This is a genomic window from Streptomyces luteireticuli (assembly GCF_041519305.1).
Classification (GTDB): domain Bacteria; phylum Actinomycetota; class Actinomycetes; order Streptomycetales; family Streptomycetaceae; genus Streptomyces; species Streptomyces luteireticuli.
This window is the reverse complement of record NZ_CP167927.1, coordinates 5,889,862-5,905,319: the sequence shown is the minus strand read 5'-3', so window position 1 is coordinate 5,905,319 and position 15,458 is coordinate 5,889,862. Positions and strand designations below refer to the sequence as shown.

At 72.2% G+C, this 15,458-nt stretch carries 12 protein-coding genes; 5 read left to right on the top strand and 7 right to left on the bottom strand.

Annotation, left to right across the window (positions count from 1 at the left end; translation table 11 throughout):
* Window positions 1-21: 21 nt before the first annotated feature.
* The 3 genes from AB8735_RS26630 to AB8735_RS26620 all read right to left on the bottom strand — a co-directional run bounded on the left by AB8735_RS26630 (window position 22) and on the right by AB8735_RS26620 (window position 4,355).
* Complete coding sequence (locus AB8735_RS26630) at window positions 22-216, bottom strand: acyl-CoA carboxylase subunit epsilon (protein WP_344031784.1); 195 nt, start codon at window positions 214-216, stop codon at window positions 22-24.
* Window positions 217-237: 21 nt separating this feature from the next.
* Window positions 238-1,821, bottom strand: a complete 1,584-nt coding sequence (locus AB8735_RS26625) for an acyl-CoA carboxylase subunit beta (protein WP_344031786.1) — start codon at window positions 1,819-1,821, stop codon at window positions 238-240.
* A 140-nt stretch (window positions 1,822-1,961) separates the two neighbouring features.
* On the bottom strand, window positions 1,962-4,355 hold the full coding sequence (locus AB8735_RS26620) for a polysaccharide lyase 8 family protein (protein WP_372409873.1): 2,394 nt from the start codon (window positions 4,353-4,355) through the stop codon (window positions 1,962-1,964).
* Between the two features lie 193 nt (window positions 4,356-4,548).
* On the opposite strand from AB8735_RS26620, the gene AB8735_RS26615 reads away from it, so the two are divergent.
* Window positions 4,549-5,160, top strand: coding sequence for a YceI family protein (locus AB8735_RS26615; RefSeq protein WP_372409870.1), 612 nt, complete (start codon window positions 4,549-4,551; stop codon window positions 5,158-5,160).
* A gap of 12 nt (window positions 5,161-5,172) precedes the next feature.
* Here AB8735_RS26615 and AB8735_RS26610 read toward each other — a convergent pair whose 3' ends face one another.
* On the bottom strand, window positions 5,173-6,645 hold the full coding sequence (locus AB8735_RS26610; protein WP_372409868.1) for an FAD-dependent monooxygenase: 1,473 nt from the start codon (window positions 6,643-6,645) through the stop codon (window positions 5,173-5,175).
* An 84-nt stretch (window positions 6,646-6,729) separates the two neighbouring features.
* On the opposite strand from AB8735_RS26610, the gene AB8735_RS26605 reads away from it, so the two are divergent.
* The 3 genes from AB8735_RS26605 to cimA all read left to right on the top strand — a co-directional run bounded on the left by AB8735_RS26605 (window position 6,730) and on the right by cimA (window position 10,784).
* Window positions 6,730-7,410: a TetR/AcrR family transcriptional regulator gene (locus AB8735_RS26605; protein WP_372409865.1), complete on the top strand. Its 681-nt coding sequence runs from the start codon at window positions 6,730-6,732 to the stop codon at window positions 7,408-7,410.
* Between the two features lie 98 nt (window positions 7,411-7,508).
* Window positions 7,509-8,885 carry an MFS transporter gene (locus AB8735_RS26600; protein WP_372409864.1) on the top strand — a complete coding sequence of 459 codons (1,377 nt, stop codon included), beginning with the start codon at window positions 7,509-7,511 and terminating at the stop codon, window positions 8,883-8,885.
* A gap of 282 nt (window positions 8,886-9,167) precedes the next feature.
* A complete protein-coding gene (gene cimA, locus AB8735_RS26595) occupies window positions 9,168-10,784 on the top strand; it encodes a citramalate synthase (RefSeq protein WP_344031798.1) in 1,617 nt (538 codons plus the stop codon).
* A 403-nt stretch (window positions 10,785-11,187) separates the two neighbouring features.
* Here cimA and AB8735_RS26590 read toward each other — a convergent pair whose 3' ends face one another.
* Window positions 11,188-12,273 (bottom strand): branched-chain amino acid aminotransferase, encoded by a 1,086-nt coding sequence (locus tag AB8735_RS26590; protein ID WP_372409861.1) that lies wholly within the window; start codon window positions 12,271-12,273, stop codon window positions 11,188-11,190.
* A 191-nt stretch (window positions 12,274-12,464) separates the two neighbouring features.
* The gene (locus tag AB8735_RS26585) at window positions 12,465-13,544 is read right to left on the bottom strand and encodes a 3-isopropylmalate dehydrogenase (protein WP_372409859.1); all 1,080 of its coding nucleotides are present in this window, start codon (window positions 13,542-13,544) and stop codon (window positions 12,465-12,467) included.
* A 130-nt stretch (window positions 13,545-13,674) separates the two neighbouring features.
* Here AB8735_RS26585 and AB8735_RS26580 point away from each other — a divergent pair, with 130 nt between their 5' ends.
* On the top strand, window positions 13,675-15,261 hold the full coding sequence (locus tag AB8735_RS26580; protein WP_372409857.1) for a purple acid phosphatase family protein: 1,587 nt from the start codon (window positions 13,675-13,677) through the stop codon (window positions 15,259-15,261).
* Here AB8735_RS26580 and AB8735_RS26575 read toward each other — a convergent pair.
* On the bottom strand, window positions 15,258-15,392 hold the full coding sequence (locus AB8735_RS26575) for a hypothetical protein (RefSeq protein ID WP_344031806.1): 135 nt from the start codon (window positions 15,390-15,392) through the stop codon (window positions 15,258-15,260). The genes AB8735_RS26580 and AB8735_RS26575 overlap by 4 nt on opposite strands.
* Window positions 15,393-15,458 lie beyond the last annotated feature (66 nt).

Here is a 15,458-nt window from a genome sequence, read left to right as displayed (position 1 = left end):
GGGCCCTTTCGGCGTACAGGCTCAGCCCTGCCAGCTGTGCGGCGCCATGAAGCCGGAGGAGCGCTCCAGACGCCGCCAGCTCGCCGACGAGCGCCGCGGCGCCGGGACAGCGGCCGTCTCCCCGGCCGAGGCGCGCGCGAGCAGCACCGCCGTGACGGCCGCGAGTTCCTCCGGCCCGGCCTGGCCCTTCTCCACGCGGACGAGCGTGTCAGTCATGTCAGTTGTCCTTCGTCGAAATCACTGGGGCGGGTTGCCGTGCTTGCGCGACGGCAGGTCCGCGTGCTTGGTGGCGAGCATCGCCAGCGACCGGATGAGCACCTGCCGGGTCTCGACCGGGTCGATGACGTCGTCCACGAGGCCCCGCTCGGCCGCGTAGTACGGGTGCATGAGCTCGGCCTTGTACTCCTTGACCATGCGGGCCCGCATCGCGTCGGGGTCGTCGGCCTCGGCGATCTGCTTGCGGAAGATGACGTTGGCGGCGCCCTCGGCGCCCATGACGGCGATCTCGTTGGTCGGCCAGGCGAACGTGAGGTCCGCGCCGATCGACTGCGAGTCCATGACGATGTACGCACCGCCGTACGCCTTGCGCAGGATCACCGAGATCCGCGGCACGGTGGCGTTGCAGTAGGCGTAGAGCAGCTTGGCGCCGTGCCGGATGATCCCGCCGTGCTCCTGGTCGACGCCGGGCAGGAAGCCCGGGACGTCCAGGAGGGTGACGATCGGGATGTTGAACGCGTCGCACATCTGGATGAACCGCGCCGCCTTCTCCGACGCCTCGATGTCCAGGACACCGGCGAGGGACTGCGGCTGGTTGGCGATGACGCCGACGACCTGGCCGTCGAGCCGGGCCAGGGCCACGATGATGTTGGTGGCCCAGCGCTCGTGGACCTCGAGGTACTCGCCGTCGTCGACGATCTCCTCGATGACCTTGCGCATGTCGTAGGGACGGTTGCCGTCCGCGGGGACGAGGTCCAGCAGGGCCTCGCCGGTGCGGTCGGCCGGGTCCTCGCAGACGACCCGGGGCGGGTTCTCACGGTTGTTCTGCGGCAGCAGCGACAGCAGGTAACGGACCTCTTCGAGGCACGTCTCCTCGTCGTCGTAGGCGAAGTGCGCGACCCCGGACGTCTCGGCGTGCACATCCGCGCCGCCGAGCCCGTTCTGGGTGATCTCCTCGCCGGTGACCGCACGGACCACGTCCGGGCCGGTGATGAACATCTGCGAGGTCTCGCGGACCATGAAGACGAAGTCGGTCAGGGCCGGCGAGTACGCCGCTCCGCCCGCGCACGGGCCGAGCATCACCGAGATCTGCGGGATGACGCCGGACGCCCGGGTGTTGCGCTGGAAGATGCCGCCGTAGCCGGCCAGCGCCGAGACGCCCTCCTGGATCCGGGCGCCCGCGCCGTCGTTGAGCGAGACCAGCGGGGCTCCGGCCGCGATGGCCATGTCCATGATCTTGTGGATCTTGGTGGCGTGGGCCTCGCCCAGCGCGCCGCCGAAGATGCGGAAGTCATGGGCGTAGACGAAGACGGTGCGGCCGTGGACGGTGCCCCAGCCGGTGATGACGCCGTCGGTGTACGGCTTCTTGGCCTCCAGGCCGAATCCCGTGGCACGGTGCCGCCGCAGCGGCTCCACCTCGCAGAAAGAGCCCTCGTCCAGCAGCAGATCGATACGCTCGCGGGCCGTCAGCTTCCCCTTGGCCTTCTGTGCCTGGGTAGCCCGGTCGCTGGGACCACGCCGAACCTGCTCGCGGATGGCGTGCAGCTCGGCGACGCGCCCGCGGACGTCACTCGCCTCTTCGGGCGCACCTTCGAGATTGCTCATGGATAGACGGTACGCGGCGCCCCCTCCAGAACATCATGTCGACTCCTCACAAGGTAGTGCTCGATTTCGTGGGCAGGCGGTACAGAAAGGTGCGGTGCACTATCAGGGCCGGGCGTGCGCCGGGGCGTCCCACGCTGTGACTACTCCACAAATGTGCGCCCGGTTCGCCGTCCGTCCCACGGCTTGACGGCCTGCTCGCCGAGATCCACTTCACAGCGGTGCGCGGCGCAGGCGGCCCCCGGCTCGACCGTCAGCCGCAGGGCCGCCCCGGTGCCCCGCACCCGTACGGCCGGGTCGTGGGCCACGACCCGGCGCACGGGCCGGTGCCAGGTCATCTCGACCGGTGCGCCGGTGCGCGGGGGCTCGGAGAGGTGCAGGACGGCCCGTCGACCGCGCCGGCGGACCAGCACGGAGGCGGGCGCGGACACGGTGATGCCGGCCACAGTACCGGCGCTCCAGAAGTTGGCGGCGGTGACGCCGGACGGGCCGAGCCCGACCGCCTGGCAGGCGGCCGAGTTGGCGAGGACGGTGAGCCCGCCGCCGTCGGCCGCGCGGGCGGCCACCTCGGCGGACGAGGCGCCGGGCAGCAGCACATAGGCGTACGAGCCGGCCACCGGATCCGTGCCGTGCGGGTGCCGGAGGGTCAGGTAGCGGCGGGTGAGCGGCTGCGCCGAGCCCGCCGCGTTGATGTCCCGCCAGGCCCCGGTGCGGCTCTCGCGCAGGACGGCGATCGGGGCGCCGCCGGGGCCGGGGAAGACCCAGCCGCCGTGCCCTTCCAGGTGGGCCCACCGGACCCCGCGGAACACCGCGCTCCGCTCGGGCCGGTGCCTGCCGTCCACGGTCAGCCGGGGGTCGCCGTCCGCGCCGAGCGGCCGGTTGTCGACGACGGTCTCCACGGGGACGCCGTCCCGGGCGGTGATCCCGGCTCCGAGGCAGACGACGGCATCGTCGGAGAAGAACCAGGACTTGTGCGCCTCCAGCGTGGAGGAGAGCCCCTTGAGGTGCTGGCCCACGGCCGCGTACGTCCCGTCCGTGACCCCGCCGACCCAGCGCACCGCCGGTCTCGGCGCGCCCCAGGGGCCGCCCTCGTTGTCGGCGAGGCGCTTGGCGGAGACGGTCGTCCCGGGCATCCGGTACGGGTCCACGGTGGGCCAGAAGCCGTCCCCGTACGGGTCGGCGCCACCCGGCCCCCACCAGGTGAGCATCCCGGAGCCGGTGTGCCAGCCGCGCGGGTTCTCGCCGTTGCCGTTCTCGTAGTAGGTGATGCGGTCGGAGGCCATGGCGAGGCTCGCGGTCCAGCGGGGCCGCCGGTGCACGGCCCGGTCCATGGCGGGGAACAGCCGGTGCCCGGCGGCCGGGGGCACGGGTGTCGCGGGTCCGTCGAGGACGGCCGCGAGGCGTGCCAGGTCGGCGGTGCCGAACTGCGGGTCGGAGCGGAGCGGTTCGGGGTCGCGGGCCGCCCAGCCCTTGACCATCCCGTGCCACCGGTCCCGTTCGCCGGGATCCGCGCCGGTGGCGAGCAGGGCGATCGAGGCGATCAGCGCGTGGCCGCGCTGCCGGGCGCCCTGCGGGACGCCGCCGTCCGCGGTGCGGCCCCGGCTGACGGCCCGGCCGCAGACGCTGTCCATCACCAGCCCGTCGTGGACCAGCGGGGCGAAGGCCCGCTCGACGCTGTCGTGGATGGTGCGGCGGCCCGGGTCGATGACGTCCCAGGAGGAGCCGCGCAGCAGGGCGAAGAGCCGGGCGAGCCCGTCGAGCAGCACCTGCCCGTACGTACCGGTGTAGGCGACCGAGGTGTGCTGGAGGAACGATCCGTCGGCGTACAGCCCGTCCCCGTGGTCGACGAGCCGGAAGACCGGCGAGAGGGCGTCGCGGGCGAGGGCCGTCCGCCCGGCGGACGCGCCGAGGATGCCGTGCAGGGCGACGACACGGCACAGGTCGACGCGGTTGGCGCCGGTGCTGGTGCCGGTGTACGGGCCGACCGCCGCGTCGGGGACGAAGTGGCCGACCGCGGCGAGCCAGTCGGCGCGGCGGACGGGCCCGGCCGCGTCGTACAGCAGGGCGAGCGCGTCCAGCAGCGGCCGGGGCGTGCCGATCTGCCACTCCCACCAGTTGCCGTACCGCGCGGCGCCCGCGTGGTAGGCGGTCCGGTGGACGTGGTCGAGCCCGGCGAGGGTGTCGGCCAGCAGCCCCGCGTCGCCGGTGAGTCCGGTGCCGGGCTGGATGTACGCCCGGGCCATGGTGAGGAGCCTGGTGCAGCTGAGGGTGATGCCGGCGGGCGGGTCGAAGGGCGCGTCGGGCCAGAGGGAGGCGGGCCCGGGGCTCATCCGCCCGCGGTGGAGACGAGCGGCGGCCCCGGTGCGCTGCAGCACGCCGGCGTAGGGCTCGGCCCCGGGGTCGAAGCCGGTGCCCAGGACCAGCCCGCACCAGCGCTGCCGGAGGGCGGCGAACTCGTCGTCGGCGCGGGCGGGTTGGACGCCGAGCAGAGCGGTGGCGGTGGCGAGGAAGGCGCGGCGGGTCCAGGCGGGAGGCATGGCGGTCCTCGGGGTGCGGCGGTGCGGGACACCGTGGCACCGGGCGGCGCCGTCCCGCAAGAACGCCGGAAAGGACTTCCCGAAAGGACTTCCCGCCAGATGTTGAATTCTGAACTACATCGCGCTACGGTATTTCTCGTTGAAGGCTCAACCACATTGAGCCACTCCGCACCGACCCGCCGAGGAGCACGCCATGGGCCTCTTCACCCGCAAGTCCACCGCCCCCGCCGCCACCACGGCGGTGATCGACCCCGCGCTGGCCGCCCTCACTGGCGACTACGCCATCGACCCCGCGCACAGCAGCATCGGCTTCACCGTGCGCCACGCCATGGTCACCAACGTCCGGGGCTCGTTCGGCGAGCACGAGGGCACCCTCCGCCTCGACGGCGCCGACCCGTCCCGCTCCACCGCCGCCCTCGACATCCGCGTCGCCAGCGTGGACACCGGCATCAAGGACCGCGACGCCCACCTGCGGGGCGACGACTTCTTCTCCGCCGAGAAGTTCCCGCTGATGACGTTCCGTTCGACCGCGGCCGAGGCGCTCGGCGGCGACCGCTACCGGATCACCGGCGACCTCACCATCAAGGACGTCACGCGTCCGCTCGCCATCGACCTGGAGTTCAACGGCTCGGCCACCGACGTCTACGGCGCCGAGCGCGTGGGCTTCGAGGGCTCGGCCGAGATCCTGCGCTCCGAGTGGGGCCTGACCTGGAACGCGGCCCTGGAGGCCGGTGGCGTCATGGTCAGCGACAAGGTGAAGCTGACCTTCGACATCTCCGCCGTCCGGACCGCGCCGCAGGGCTGATCCACATGCCGCTCAACGACCGAGGCGCAGCAACAGGTCGGTGACCTCCGCGCCTCGGTCCGCGGTCGTGCTCAGCACGATGTGGTGATCGGGCCGGACGAGCACCAGCGCGTCGCCCTCCGCCCCGATCCCGTACGCCGCGCGGGCCGTGTCGTCGGCCGCGCAGGTGCGCAGCAGGCCGTCCGGGCCCCGCTCCCCCGCCTCCGCCAGGGCCTTCGCGCCGCCCTCGCCGAAGCCGAGCAGGGTGAAGTGCGGCCCCGCGAAGGCCTCGTGGAGCCTCCGTCCGTCCACAGCGCGTCCGTCGGGCGCGCGCTCGCCCGCCTTCGGACCGCCCCGGGCCAGCGAGCTCCAGAGGTAGGAGACGCCCAGCGTGGTGCCGTCGTCGGTGAGCACGACCTCCGTGCCGACGCCCGGCCTCCGGGTGCCCTCCATCGCGGCCCGCAGCCGGTCGCCGGTGAAGTCCAGCGTCCAGGCCGCGACGGGCCTGCGCTCCTCGTCGTAGCTGTCCAGCAGCGCCTCCCCCGCCCTTCCCCGGACGACGAGGGCGAGTTTCCAGCCCAGGTTGAAGGCGTCCTGGACGCCGGTGTTCATCCCGAGGCCGCCGGCGACCGGGTGGACATGGGCCGCGTCGCCCGCGAGGAAGACCCGGCCGGTCCGGAAGCGTTCGGCCATACGGGAGTTGACGCGGTAGACGGAGAGCCAGGTGGGGTTGGCGAGCCGTACGCCGGGGACGCGGGCGTGCTTGTCGAAGAGCCGCTGGAACGCGTCGAGCGACGGGGGCAGCACCCGGCCCTCGGCGTCCCGCTCCACAGAACTCTGCAGCTGCCAGGACCTCGTGCCCGGCACCGGCCACATCAGCAGCGCGCCGTCCTCGTCGAACCACTGGTGCCAGTAGTCCCGGTCGAGACCGTCGGCCTCGACGTCGGCGACCCAGCCGACCTGGTCCTCCCGGGTCTCGCCCGGGAACGGCACGCCGAGCGCGCGCCGGACGGCGCTGTGCCCGCCGTCGCAGCCGACGACGTACGCCGCGGTGATGCGGCGGCCGTCGGTGAGCGTGACGGTGGCGCCACCCTCGCCCTGCTCCAACTCCGCCATTTCGCAGCCGAGTTCGACGTGGACGCCGTACGCCGCGAGTCCCTCGCGCAGGAGCTCCTCGGTCCGGAACTGCGGGAGCGCCAGCCCGGTCGGATACGGCACCTCGGGTGTGGCGCGGGCACCAGCACCGACGTCCGCGTCGTGCAGCGGGACCCCGTCGCGATACTTGCGCAGCACGGTGCGCGTGGAACCCACGGCGTCGAACGCGTCGCCCAGGCCGAGATCGGCGAAGACCTCGCGGGTGCGCTGGTTGGCGCCCTTCGAGCGGGAATGGCGGTGGAAGACGGAGGACTTGTCGATGATCCGCACGGCCGCTCCGGCGCGGGCGAGGGTGCAGGCGAGGGTCAGTCCGGTGGGGCCGGCGCCCACGATCAGTACATCGGTGTTCATGCGGCCATGAAAGCCCCACGGCGAAGAAAACGCAACCGGGTAATAAATCTTTCCGAGTAACGTCTCTGTTGGTACGCTGGACGCATGACCGACGAGACGACAGACGAGACGACAGACGAGACGACAGGCGGGACGGCAGGCGAGACGGCAGGGCTTCGCGAGCGGAAGAAGGCCCGGACGCGGCAGGCGCTCTCGGACGCGGCCATCGCCCTCTTCCTGGAGCACGGCTTCGACCGGGTGTCGGTCGCGGACGTCGCGGCGGCGGCGGATGTCTCCAAGCCGACGCTCTTCCGCTACTTCCCCACCAAGGAGGACCTGGCGCTGCACCGCATCGCCGACCACCAGGGCGAGGCGGCACGGGTCGTGCGCGCCCGCCCGGCCGGGCAGCCCCCGCTGGCGGCGCTGCGCACCCACTTCCACGCCCGGCTGGACGCGCACGACCCGGTCACGGGCCTCACGGACCATCCCGTCGTCCGGGCCTTCCACGACATGCTCTACACGACGCCGAGCCTGCTGGCGCGGCTGGTGCGGTACGCCGACCGGGACGAGGAACTGCTGGCGGAGGCGCTGCCCGCGGCCGATCCCCTGCTCGCCCGGCTGGCGGCGGCCCAGATCGTGACGGTGCACCAGCGCCTGGCGCAGGAGAACTGGCGGAAGCTGGTGTCCGGGCGGCCGATGCACGAGGTCCTGCCGGAGGCGCACGCGGACGTGGACCGGGCGTACGAGCTGCTGGACGCGGGCCTGGGGGAACGCTTCGGGCGGTAGGGCGTGTCCGTCGCGCGAACACAACACACGCAAGTACGCAGGATCGTTGCCGGCCGGGCCCTTGTCCGAATCCCGGCCCTCCGCCACCGTGTCCCTCCATGGGACAGGCACAGCCACAGGCACAACCACGCGCGCAGCACTGGAAGAAGATCTGGATCGGCTCGGCCGGCAACATGGTCGAGTGGTTCGACTGGTTCGTCTACGCCAGCTTCGCGACCTACTTCGCGGGGTCCTTCTTCCCCGACGGCAACGACACCGCCAAGCTCATGAACACCGCCGGCATCTTCGCCGTCGGCTTCTTCATGCGCCCCGTCGGCGGCTGGCTGCTCGGCAGGGTCGGGGACCGGCGCGGCCGCAAGGCGGCGCTGACCCTGACCGTCACGCTGATGTCCGCCTCGGCCGTCCTGATCGCCGCCGCCCCGACGTACGGCGTCGCCGGCTACGGCGGCGTCGCCGTCCTGCTGGTGGCCCGGCTGCTGCAGGGCCTGTCCGTCGGCGGCGAGTACGCGGCCAGCGCCACCTACCTCACCGAGGCGTCCGCCCCCGGCCGCCGCGGCTTCGCCTCCAGCTTCCAGTACGTGTCGATGACCGCCGGCCAGATCCTCGGGCTGGGCCTGCTGATCACGCTCCAGCACACCCTCACCAACGGCCAACTCCACGACTGGGGCTGGCGGATCCCCTTCGTCGTCGGCGCCCTCGGCGCGGCCGTGATCTTCTATCTGCGGCGCAACATGCTGGAGACGGAGGCCTACGAGGCCGCGACGCAGGAGGAGGGCGACACCGCCGAGTCCGAACGCGGCACCATCCGCGCCCTGCTGCGGCACAAGCGCGAGGCGTTCCTCGTCATCGCGCTCACCATGGGCGGCACCGTGGCGTACTACACGTACACCACCTACCTGACGAAGTACCTCTCCAACAGCGCCGGTCTGTCCAAGCAGACCGCGACCCTCGTCAGCTTCTTCGCGCTGATCGTCTTCGCCTGTCTCCAGCCGCTCGCGGGAGCGCTCTCGGACCGGATCGGCCGCCGCCCCCTGCTGATCACTTTCGCCGTCGGCTCGACCCTGCTGACCGTGCCGATCCTGACGCTGCTCAAGCACGCGGGCTCGTTCTGGCCCGCGTTGGGGCTCTCCCTGCTCGCGCTGGTCGTCGTCACCGGCTACACCTCGATCAACGCCTGTGTGAAGGCGGAGCTGTTCCCGACCGGCGTCCGCTCGCTGGGCGTCGCGCTGCCGTACGCACTCGCCAACGCGGCCTTCGGCGGGACGGCGGAGTACGTGGCGCTGTGGTTCAAGAAGGGCGGCATGGAGTCGGGCTTCTTCTGGTATGTGGCGGGGTGCGCGGCGGTCTCGCTCGTCGTCTACCTGACCATGCGCGAGACGAGGGACATCGACCTCAAGGGACCGGGGAAGGCCGTCCCCGCACCGGGCTCCCCTGCCTCCCCGGCCTCCCGGGACGACGCCGTGCCCACATCCTGAGACGGACGCCCCTCGGACTGGACAGGCGTGCCAGACTGCCTCTGTGCTCTCGCTGATCACGATTATTGGCAGCAGGCGCGCCGGTCCGCAGTGACCGCCCGTACGCAACCCCCGTACGGCGCGGCCACCGTCGCCCCAGACCCGCGCGCAGACCCTTCGCACCCGCGAGGGGTCTTTTCGTTTCCCGGACCACCAGCACCGGGGACGGAGCGCGAGGGACCATGGAGGGCGGTGGAACCGGTCATTGAAGGAGACCGAGATCCCGACAGGAGTCAGACCAGCATGACGGACGCACACCCGGAACAACGCCCGGACGACGGCTTCCATGTCTTCGACACCACGCTGCGCGACGGCGCCCAGCGCGAGGGCATCAACCTCACCGTCGCGGACAAGCTGACCATCGCCCGGCACCTGGACGACTTCGGGGTGGGCTTCATCGAGGGCGGCTGGCCCGGCGCCAACCCCCGGGACACGGAGTTCTTCCGGCGGGCCGCGGAGGAGATCCCGTTCCGGCACGCGCGGCTGGTCGCCTTCGGCGCCACCCGCCGGGCGGGCACCCGGGCCGAGGACGACCCCCAGGTGGCCGCGCTGCTCGACTCCGGCGCCCCGGTCGTCACCCTGGTCGCCAAGTCCCACGACCGGCACGTCGAACTCGCCCTGCGCACCACGCTGGACGAGAACCTCGCCATGATCCGCGACACGGTCGCCCACCTCCGTGCGCACGGCCGCCGGGTCTTCGTCGACTGCGAGCACTTCTTCGACGGCTACCGCGCGAATCCCGCCTACGCGACGGAGGTCGTGCGGACCGCCCACGAAGCCGGCGCCGACGTCGTCGTCCTCTGCGACACCAACGGCGGCATGCTGCCGCCCCAAGTGGGCGCCGTCGTGGGCGAGGTGCTCGCGGCCACCGGCGCGCGGCTGGGCATCCACGCCCAGGACGACACCGGGTGCGCCGTGGCCAACACCCTGGCCGCCGTGGACGCCGGGGCCACCCACGTCCAGTGCACGGCCAACGGCTACGGCGAACGCGTCGGCAACGCCAATCTGTTCCCCGTCGTGGCCGCGCTGGAGCTCAAGCACGACCGGCGCGTGCTGCCGCCCGGCAAGCTCGCCGAGATGACCCGGGTCTCGCACGCCATCGCCGAGGTCGTCAACCTCACGCCGTCCACGCACCAGCCGTACGTGGGCGTCTCGGCCTTCGCCCACAAGGCCGGGCTGCACGCCTCCGCGATCAAGGTGGATCCGGACCTGTACCAGCACATCGACCCCGAACGGGTCGGCAACACCATGCGGATGCTGGTCTCCGACATGGCCGGCCGGGCCTCCGTCGAGCTCAAGGGCAAAGAGCTCGGCATCGACCTGGGCGGCGACCGCGAGCTCGTCGGCCGGGTCGTGGAGCGCGTCAAGGAGCGCGAGGCGCAGGGCTATACGTACGAGGCGGCCGACGCGTCCTTCGAACTCCTCCTCCGCGCCGAGGTGACGGGCCGGGCCCTGCGCTACTACCGCGTCGAGTCCTGGCGCGCGATCGTCGAGGACCGCCCCGACGGGACGCACGCCAACGAGGCGACGGTGAAGCTCTGGGCGAAGGGCGAACGGATCGTCGCCACGGCGGAGGGGAACGGTCCGGTCAACGCGCTCGACCGGGCGTTGCGGGTGGCCCTGGAGCGCATCTATCCCGAACTCGCCGCTCTGGAGCTGACGGACTACAAGGTCCGCATCCTGGAGGGGAGTCTGGGCACGGGATCGATCACGCGGGTGCTCGTCTCGACGAGCGACGAGCGGGGGGAATGGTCGACGGTCGGCGTCGCCGAGAATGTCATCGCGGCGTCCTGGCAGGCGTTGGACGATGCGTATGCGTATGGGTTGTGGCGGGCGGGGGTTGAGCCGCAGGGGGATTGAGCCCCTGGCCCGCCCCAACCCTCTTCCGCAGGGGCTGCGCCCCTGCGGGACCCCGCCGGCGCGCTGCCGCGCGGGGGCCCGCGCTCAGCGCGGGTGGGCGGGCTGGATGTTTGCCCCTGCCCCGCCCTTTCACCGTTTCTTTCCGGGGAGACCCCGGACCCCATCCGCCCTCCGGGCGGAGTCCTCAAACGCCGGACGGGCTGAAGTGCGCGCCCGGGCTTTGGATTGCGGCCCGGGCGCGGAATCCAGCCCGTCCGGCGCTTGAGGACGAGCGGCGGAGCCGCGACAAACGGGGGCCAGGGGCGAAGCCCCGGTCAGGGGTGCAGGGGGCGAAGCCCCCGCCGGGGCCCCGGGGCTTGCCCCGGAAGAAACGGTGAAAGGGCGGGACCGGGGCAAAAACCCCTCACCCCAACTGGTGCATCCAGCCGTGCGCGTCCTCCACCTCACCCGTCTGAATGTCCAGCAGCGCCTTCCGCAACCGCATCGTCACCTCACCGGGCCGCCCATCCCCCACAGTCCAGTCCGCCCGCGTCGACTTCACCGACCCCACCGGCGTGATGACCGCAGCCGTCCCGCACGCGAACACCTCCGTCAGCGACCCGTCCGCGTTCCCGTTCTTCCAGTCCTCGACCGAGATCCGCCCCTCGGCGACCTCGTACCCGAGGTCCTCCGCGATCTTCAGGAGCGACGCCCGCGTGATCCCCGGCAGCAGCGACCCCGTCAGCTCGGGCGTGACAATCTTGTCCCCGTACACGAAGTACAGGTTCATGCCGCCCATTTCCTCGATCCAGCGCCGCTCGACCGCGTCGAGCCAGACCACCTGGTCGCAGCCCTTCTCCGCCGCCTGCGCCTGCGCGACCAGCGAAGCGGCGTAGTTCCCGGCGCACTTGGCGGCACCCGTACCGCCAGGGGCGGCGCGCACGTACTCCTCGGACAGCCAGACCGACACCGGCTTGACGCCACCGGAGAAGTACGCGCCGGCGGGCGAGGCGATGACGACGAAGAGGTACTCGTTCGACGGGCGGACGCCCAGCCCGACCTCGGTCGCGATCATGAAGGGGCGCAGGTACAGGGAGGCTTCGCCGGAGGACGGGACCCAGGCGCGGTCCTGCCGCACCAGCGCGTCGCAGGCGTCGATGAAGGTCTCGACGGGCAGTTCCGGCATCGCCAGCCGCCGCGCGGACGCCTGGAAGCGCTCGGCGTTCGCCCGGGGCCGGAAGGTGGCGACGGTGCCGTCGGCCCGCTTGTACGCCTTGAGGCCCTCGAAGATGGCCTGCGCGTAGTGCAGCGTCATGTTCGCCGGGTCGAGGGAGAGCGGCGCGTAGGGGACGAGCTGCGCCTCGTGCCAGCCCACGCCCTCGGACCACTTGATGGTGACCATGTGGTCGGTGAAGTGGCGGCCGAAACCGGGGTTCGCCAGGATGCGCTCGCGCTCGGCGTCGGGCAGCGGCTGCGAGGAGGGCTTGAGCTCGATCGTGAGCGTGGTCATGGATGCGTGTCCTTCACTTGAGGGTGCTGCGGACCGCGCTCATGCCCACTTCTTTCGCATCGTTTTCGCGGCCCCGTGTCCGATTATCGCTCGGACAGGGGTGTTAACGAAACGCCTGCGAACGCCGAAGATGCGCGCGGTCCGGCGGTCGGGGGGAGGACCGGGCCGCGCGCGGAGGCGGAACGGCCCGGTCAGCCCGCTGCGGCGGCGGTCACCCGGGCGACGAGCGCCGCCCCGGTCTCCTCGGTCGTCCGGGCGGTCGTCCGGGCGGCGGCGGAGCCGTCCCGCGCCGCCAGGTCCTCGGCGACGGCGGTCTCGACGCGTACCGCCTCCGCCTCGTACCCGAGGTGGCGCAGCAGCAGGGCCACCGAGAGGACCGTGGCCGTGGGGTCGGCCGTCCCGGTCCCGGCGATGTCCGGCGCGGAGCCGTGGACGGGCTCGAACATGGACGGGAACGCGCCGTCGGGGTTGATGTTGCCGGAGGCGGCGAGCCCGATGCCGCCGGTGACGGCCGCGGCGAGGTCGGTGAGGATGTCGCCGAAGAGGTTGTCGGTGACGATCACGTCAAACCGCCCGGGCCGGGTGACCATGAAGATCGTCGCCGCGTCCACATGCAGATAGTCGGTGGTGACCTCGGGGAACTCCCGGCCGATGCGGTCGAAGGTGTCCTTCCACAGCTTCCCGGCGTGCACCAGGACGTTGTTCTTGTGCACGAGGGTGAGGTGCCTGCGCGGCCGCGCCTGGGCCCGTGCGTATGCGTCGCGCACCACGCGCTCCACGCCGTAGGCGGTGTTGACGCTGACCTCGGTGGCGACCTCGGCGGGCGTCCCGGTGCGCAGCGAGCCGCCGTTGCCGGTGTACGGGCCCTCGGTGCCCTCGCGGACGACCACGAAGTCGATCTCCGGAGCGCCGGCGAGCGGCCCGGCCACCCCCGGGAAGAGCCGCGACGGGCGCAGGTTCACATAGTGGTCGAAGGCGAAGCGCAGCTTGAGCAGCAGCCCGCGCTCCAGCACGCCCGAGGGGACGGAGGGGTCGCCGACCGCGCCGAGGAGGATCGCGTCGTGGTCCTTGAGCGACTCCAGCTCCGCGTCCGGGAGGGTTTCGCCGGTGGCGTGCCAGCGCCGGGCTCCGAGGTCGTACTCCCGGGTCTCCAGCTTGACGTCGGCGGGGAGGACCGCCGTGAGGACCCGGAGGCCCTGGGCCACCACTTCGGGGCCGATGCCGTCACCGGGGATCACTGCGAGGCGCATGCTGCGCGTGCTGCTCGACATGACGGGACCGTACTCCGCCGTCCCGCTGGATGACACACTCAGTCCACCATACGGACACATTGCGAGCCTGTCGGGCTGAGTTCACCCGAAGTACGTGACGATGTCGCCGATTCCTGGCACGTTTCGCGGCATGGACACACCACGGGTAGGCATCCCCGAACGCCTCGCCGAGCGCATGACCATGCCGGAGCAGCACGAGTACCTCAGGACGAAACTCACCCGCCGCGGCATGCTGCGCGCCGGAGCGGCCGGCGCGGGGGCGGTCGCGGGCGCGGGGCTGCTCGGCGGCGGCCCGGGCACCGCCGCGTACGCCGCGCCGCTCTCCCCGACCCTGATCACCTCGCCGGCCACCACCCGCGTCAGCGGCGCGCTCGTCGCCCCCTTCGGCCGCCACCTGGCCTTCGGCGCGGACCCGCAGACCCAGATGCGGATCTCCTGGCAGGTCCCCTTCGCCGTCCGCAAGCCCTTCGTCCGCGTGGGCCTCAAGCCCTGGGACCTGGGCCGCAGAATCGACGCCGAGGTGCGGCACCTGCACACCCCGGCCCTGTCCAAGAAGCTGCCCTCGGTGGACCAGTACTACCTGCACGCGGCCCTGGACGGTCTCCGCCCGGGCACCACGTACTACTACGGCGTCGGCCACACCGGCTTCGACCCCGCCGAGGCCCACAACATGGGCACCATAGGGACCTTCCGGACCGCCCCGGCCCGGCCCGGGAAGTTCACCTTCACCGCCTTCGGCGACCAGGGCGTCAGCTACCACGCCCTCGCCAACGACCAGGTGATCCTCGGCCAGAACCCGGCGTTCCACCTGCACGCGGGCGACATCTGCTACGCCGACGACAGCGGCGCGGGCAAGCCGGACGACGTCTACGACGCCCGGGTCTGGGACCAGTTCCTCGCCCAGACCGAGTCCGTCGCCAAGTCGGTGCCGTGGATGGTCACGACGGGCAACCACGACATGGAGGCCTGGTACTCCCCCAACGGCTACGGCGGCCAGAGCGCCCGCTGGGCCCTCCCCGCCAACGGCCACGACCCCCGCCACGCCCCCGGCGTCTACTCCTTCGTCTACGGAAACGTCGGCGTCGTCGCCCTCGACGCCAACGACGTCTCCTACGAGATCACCGCCAACACCGGCTACACCGGCGGCCGTCAGACCGCCTGGCTGGACCGGCGCCTGCGCGAGCTGCGCGCCCGCCGCGAGATCGACTTCATCGTCGTCTTCTTCCACCACTGCGCCTACTCGACGACCAACAGCCACGCCTCGGACGGCGGCGTCCGCGACACCTGGCTCCCGCTCTTCGAGAAGCACCAGGTCGACCTGGTCATCAACGGCCACAACCACGTCTACGAGCGGACGGACGCCATCCGGCGCGGACAGGTGGCCCGGAAGGTCCCCATCGGCGGGACGGCGGACTCCTCCCGGGACGGGATCGTCTACGTCACGGCGGGCGGCGCGGGGAAGTCCCTCTACGACTTCCCCGCCCCCGACAGCTACGAGGGCCACGTCAAGGACCAGGAGAGCGTGCCCAGTTACCACTGGGAGAAGGGCCGGGGCAAGCACCGCGAGAACGTGGAGTGGTCGCGGGTGCGCTACACCGGCTACTCCTTCCTCGCGGTCGAGTGCGAGCCGGGCCGCCACCCGCGGCTGCGGGTGACGGCCCTGGCGGAGAGCGGCGAGCGGATCGACCACTTCGACGTGGTCCGGCCCGGGCGCTAGTGTCCCGTCGCGCCGCCGTTGTCCCTGCGGTCCAGCGCGCGCTGGAGGGCGGCGGCGGCCTGCGCCCGTTCGGTGTCGCGCTCGGCGGCGCGGGCGGTACGGCGGGTCCTGCGGACAGCGGTGTCGGCCATGGTTCACGACTCCTCGTGCGATGAGGTGTGAGCTGTGACAGCCGGTGAAAGGGCGGGGGCCCGGGT

Coding starts and splice junctions, on each gene's coding strand:
- AB8735_RS26585 (WP_372409859.1), bottom strand. CDS start 13,544: ATGTCGAGCAGCACGCGCAGCATGCGCCTCGCAGTGATCCCCGGTGAC.
- AB8735_RS26625 (WP_344031786.1), bottom strand. CDS start 1,821: ATGAGCAATCTCGAAGGTGCGCCCGAAGAGGCGAGTGACGTCCGCGGG.
- AB8735_RS26605 (WP_372409865.1), top strand. CDS start 6,730: ATGACCGACGAGACGACAGACGAGACGACAGACGAGACGACAGGCGGG.
- AB8735_RS26615 (WP_372409870.1), top strand. CDS start 4,549: ATGGGCCTCTTCACCCGCAAGTCCACCGCCCCCGCCGCCACCACGGCG.
- AB8735_RS26580 (WP_372409857.1), top strand. CDS start 13,675: ATGGACACACCACGGGTAGGCATCCCCGAACGCCTCGCCGAGCGCATG.
- AB8735_RS26610 (WP_372409868.1), bottom strand. CDS start 6,645: ATGAACACCGATGTACTGATCGTGGGCGCCGGCCCCACCGGACTGACC.
- cimA (WP_344031798.1), top strand. CDS start 9,168: ATGACGGACGCACACCCGGAACAACGCCCGGACGACGGCTTCCATGTC.
- AB8735_RS26575 (WP_344031806.1), bottom strand. CDS start 15,392: ATGGCCGACACCGCTGTCCGCAGGACCCGCCGTACCGCCCGCGCCGCC.
- AB8735_RS26600 (WP_372409864.1), top strand. CDS start 7,509: ATGGGACAGGCACAGCCACAGGCACAACCACGCGCGCAGCACTGGAAG.
- AB8735_RS26620 (WP_372409873.1), bottom strand. CDS start 4,355: ATGCCTCCCGCCTGGACCCGCCGCGCCTTCCTCGCCACCGCCACCGCT.
- AB8735_RS26630 (WP_344031784.1), bottom strand. CDS start 216: ATGACTGACACGCTCGTCCGCGTGGAGAAGGGCCAGGCCGGGCCGGAG.
- AB8735_RS26590 (WP_372409861.1), bottom strand. CDS start 12,273: ATGACCACGCTCACGATCGAGCTCAAGCCCTCCTCGCAGCCGCTGCCC.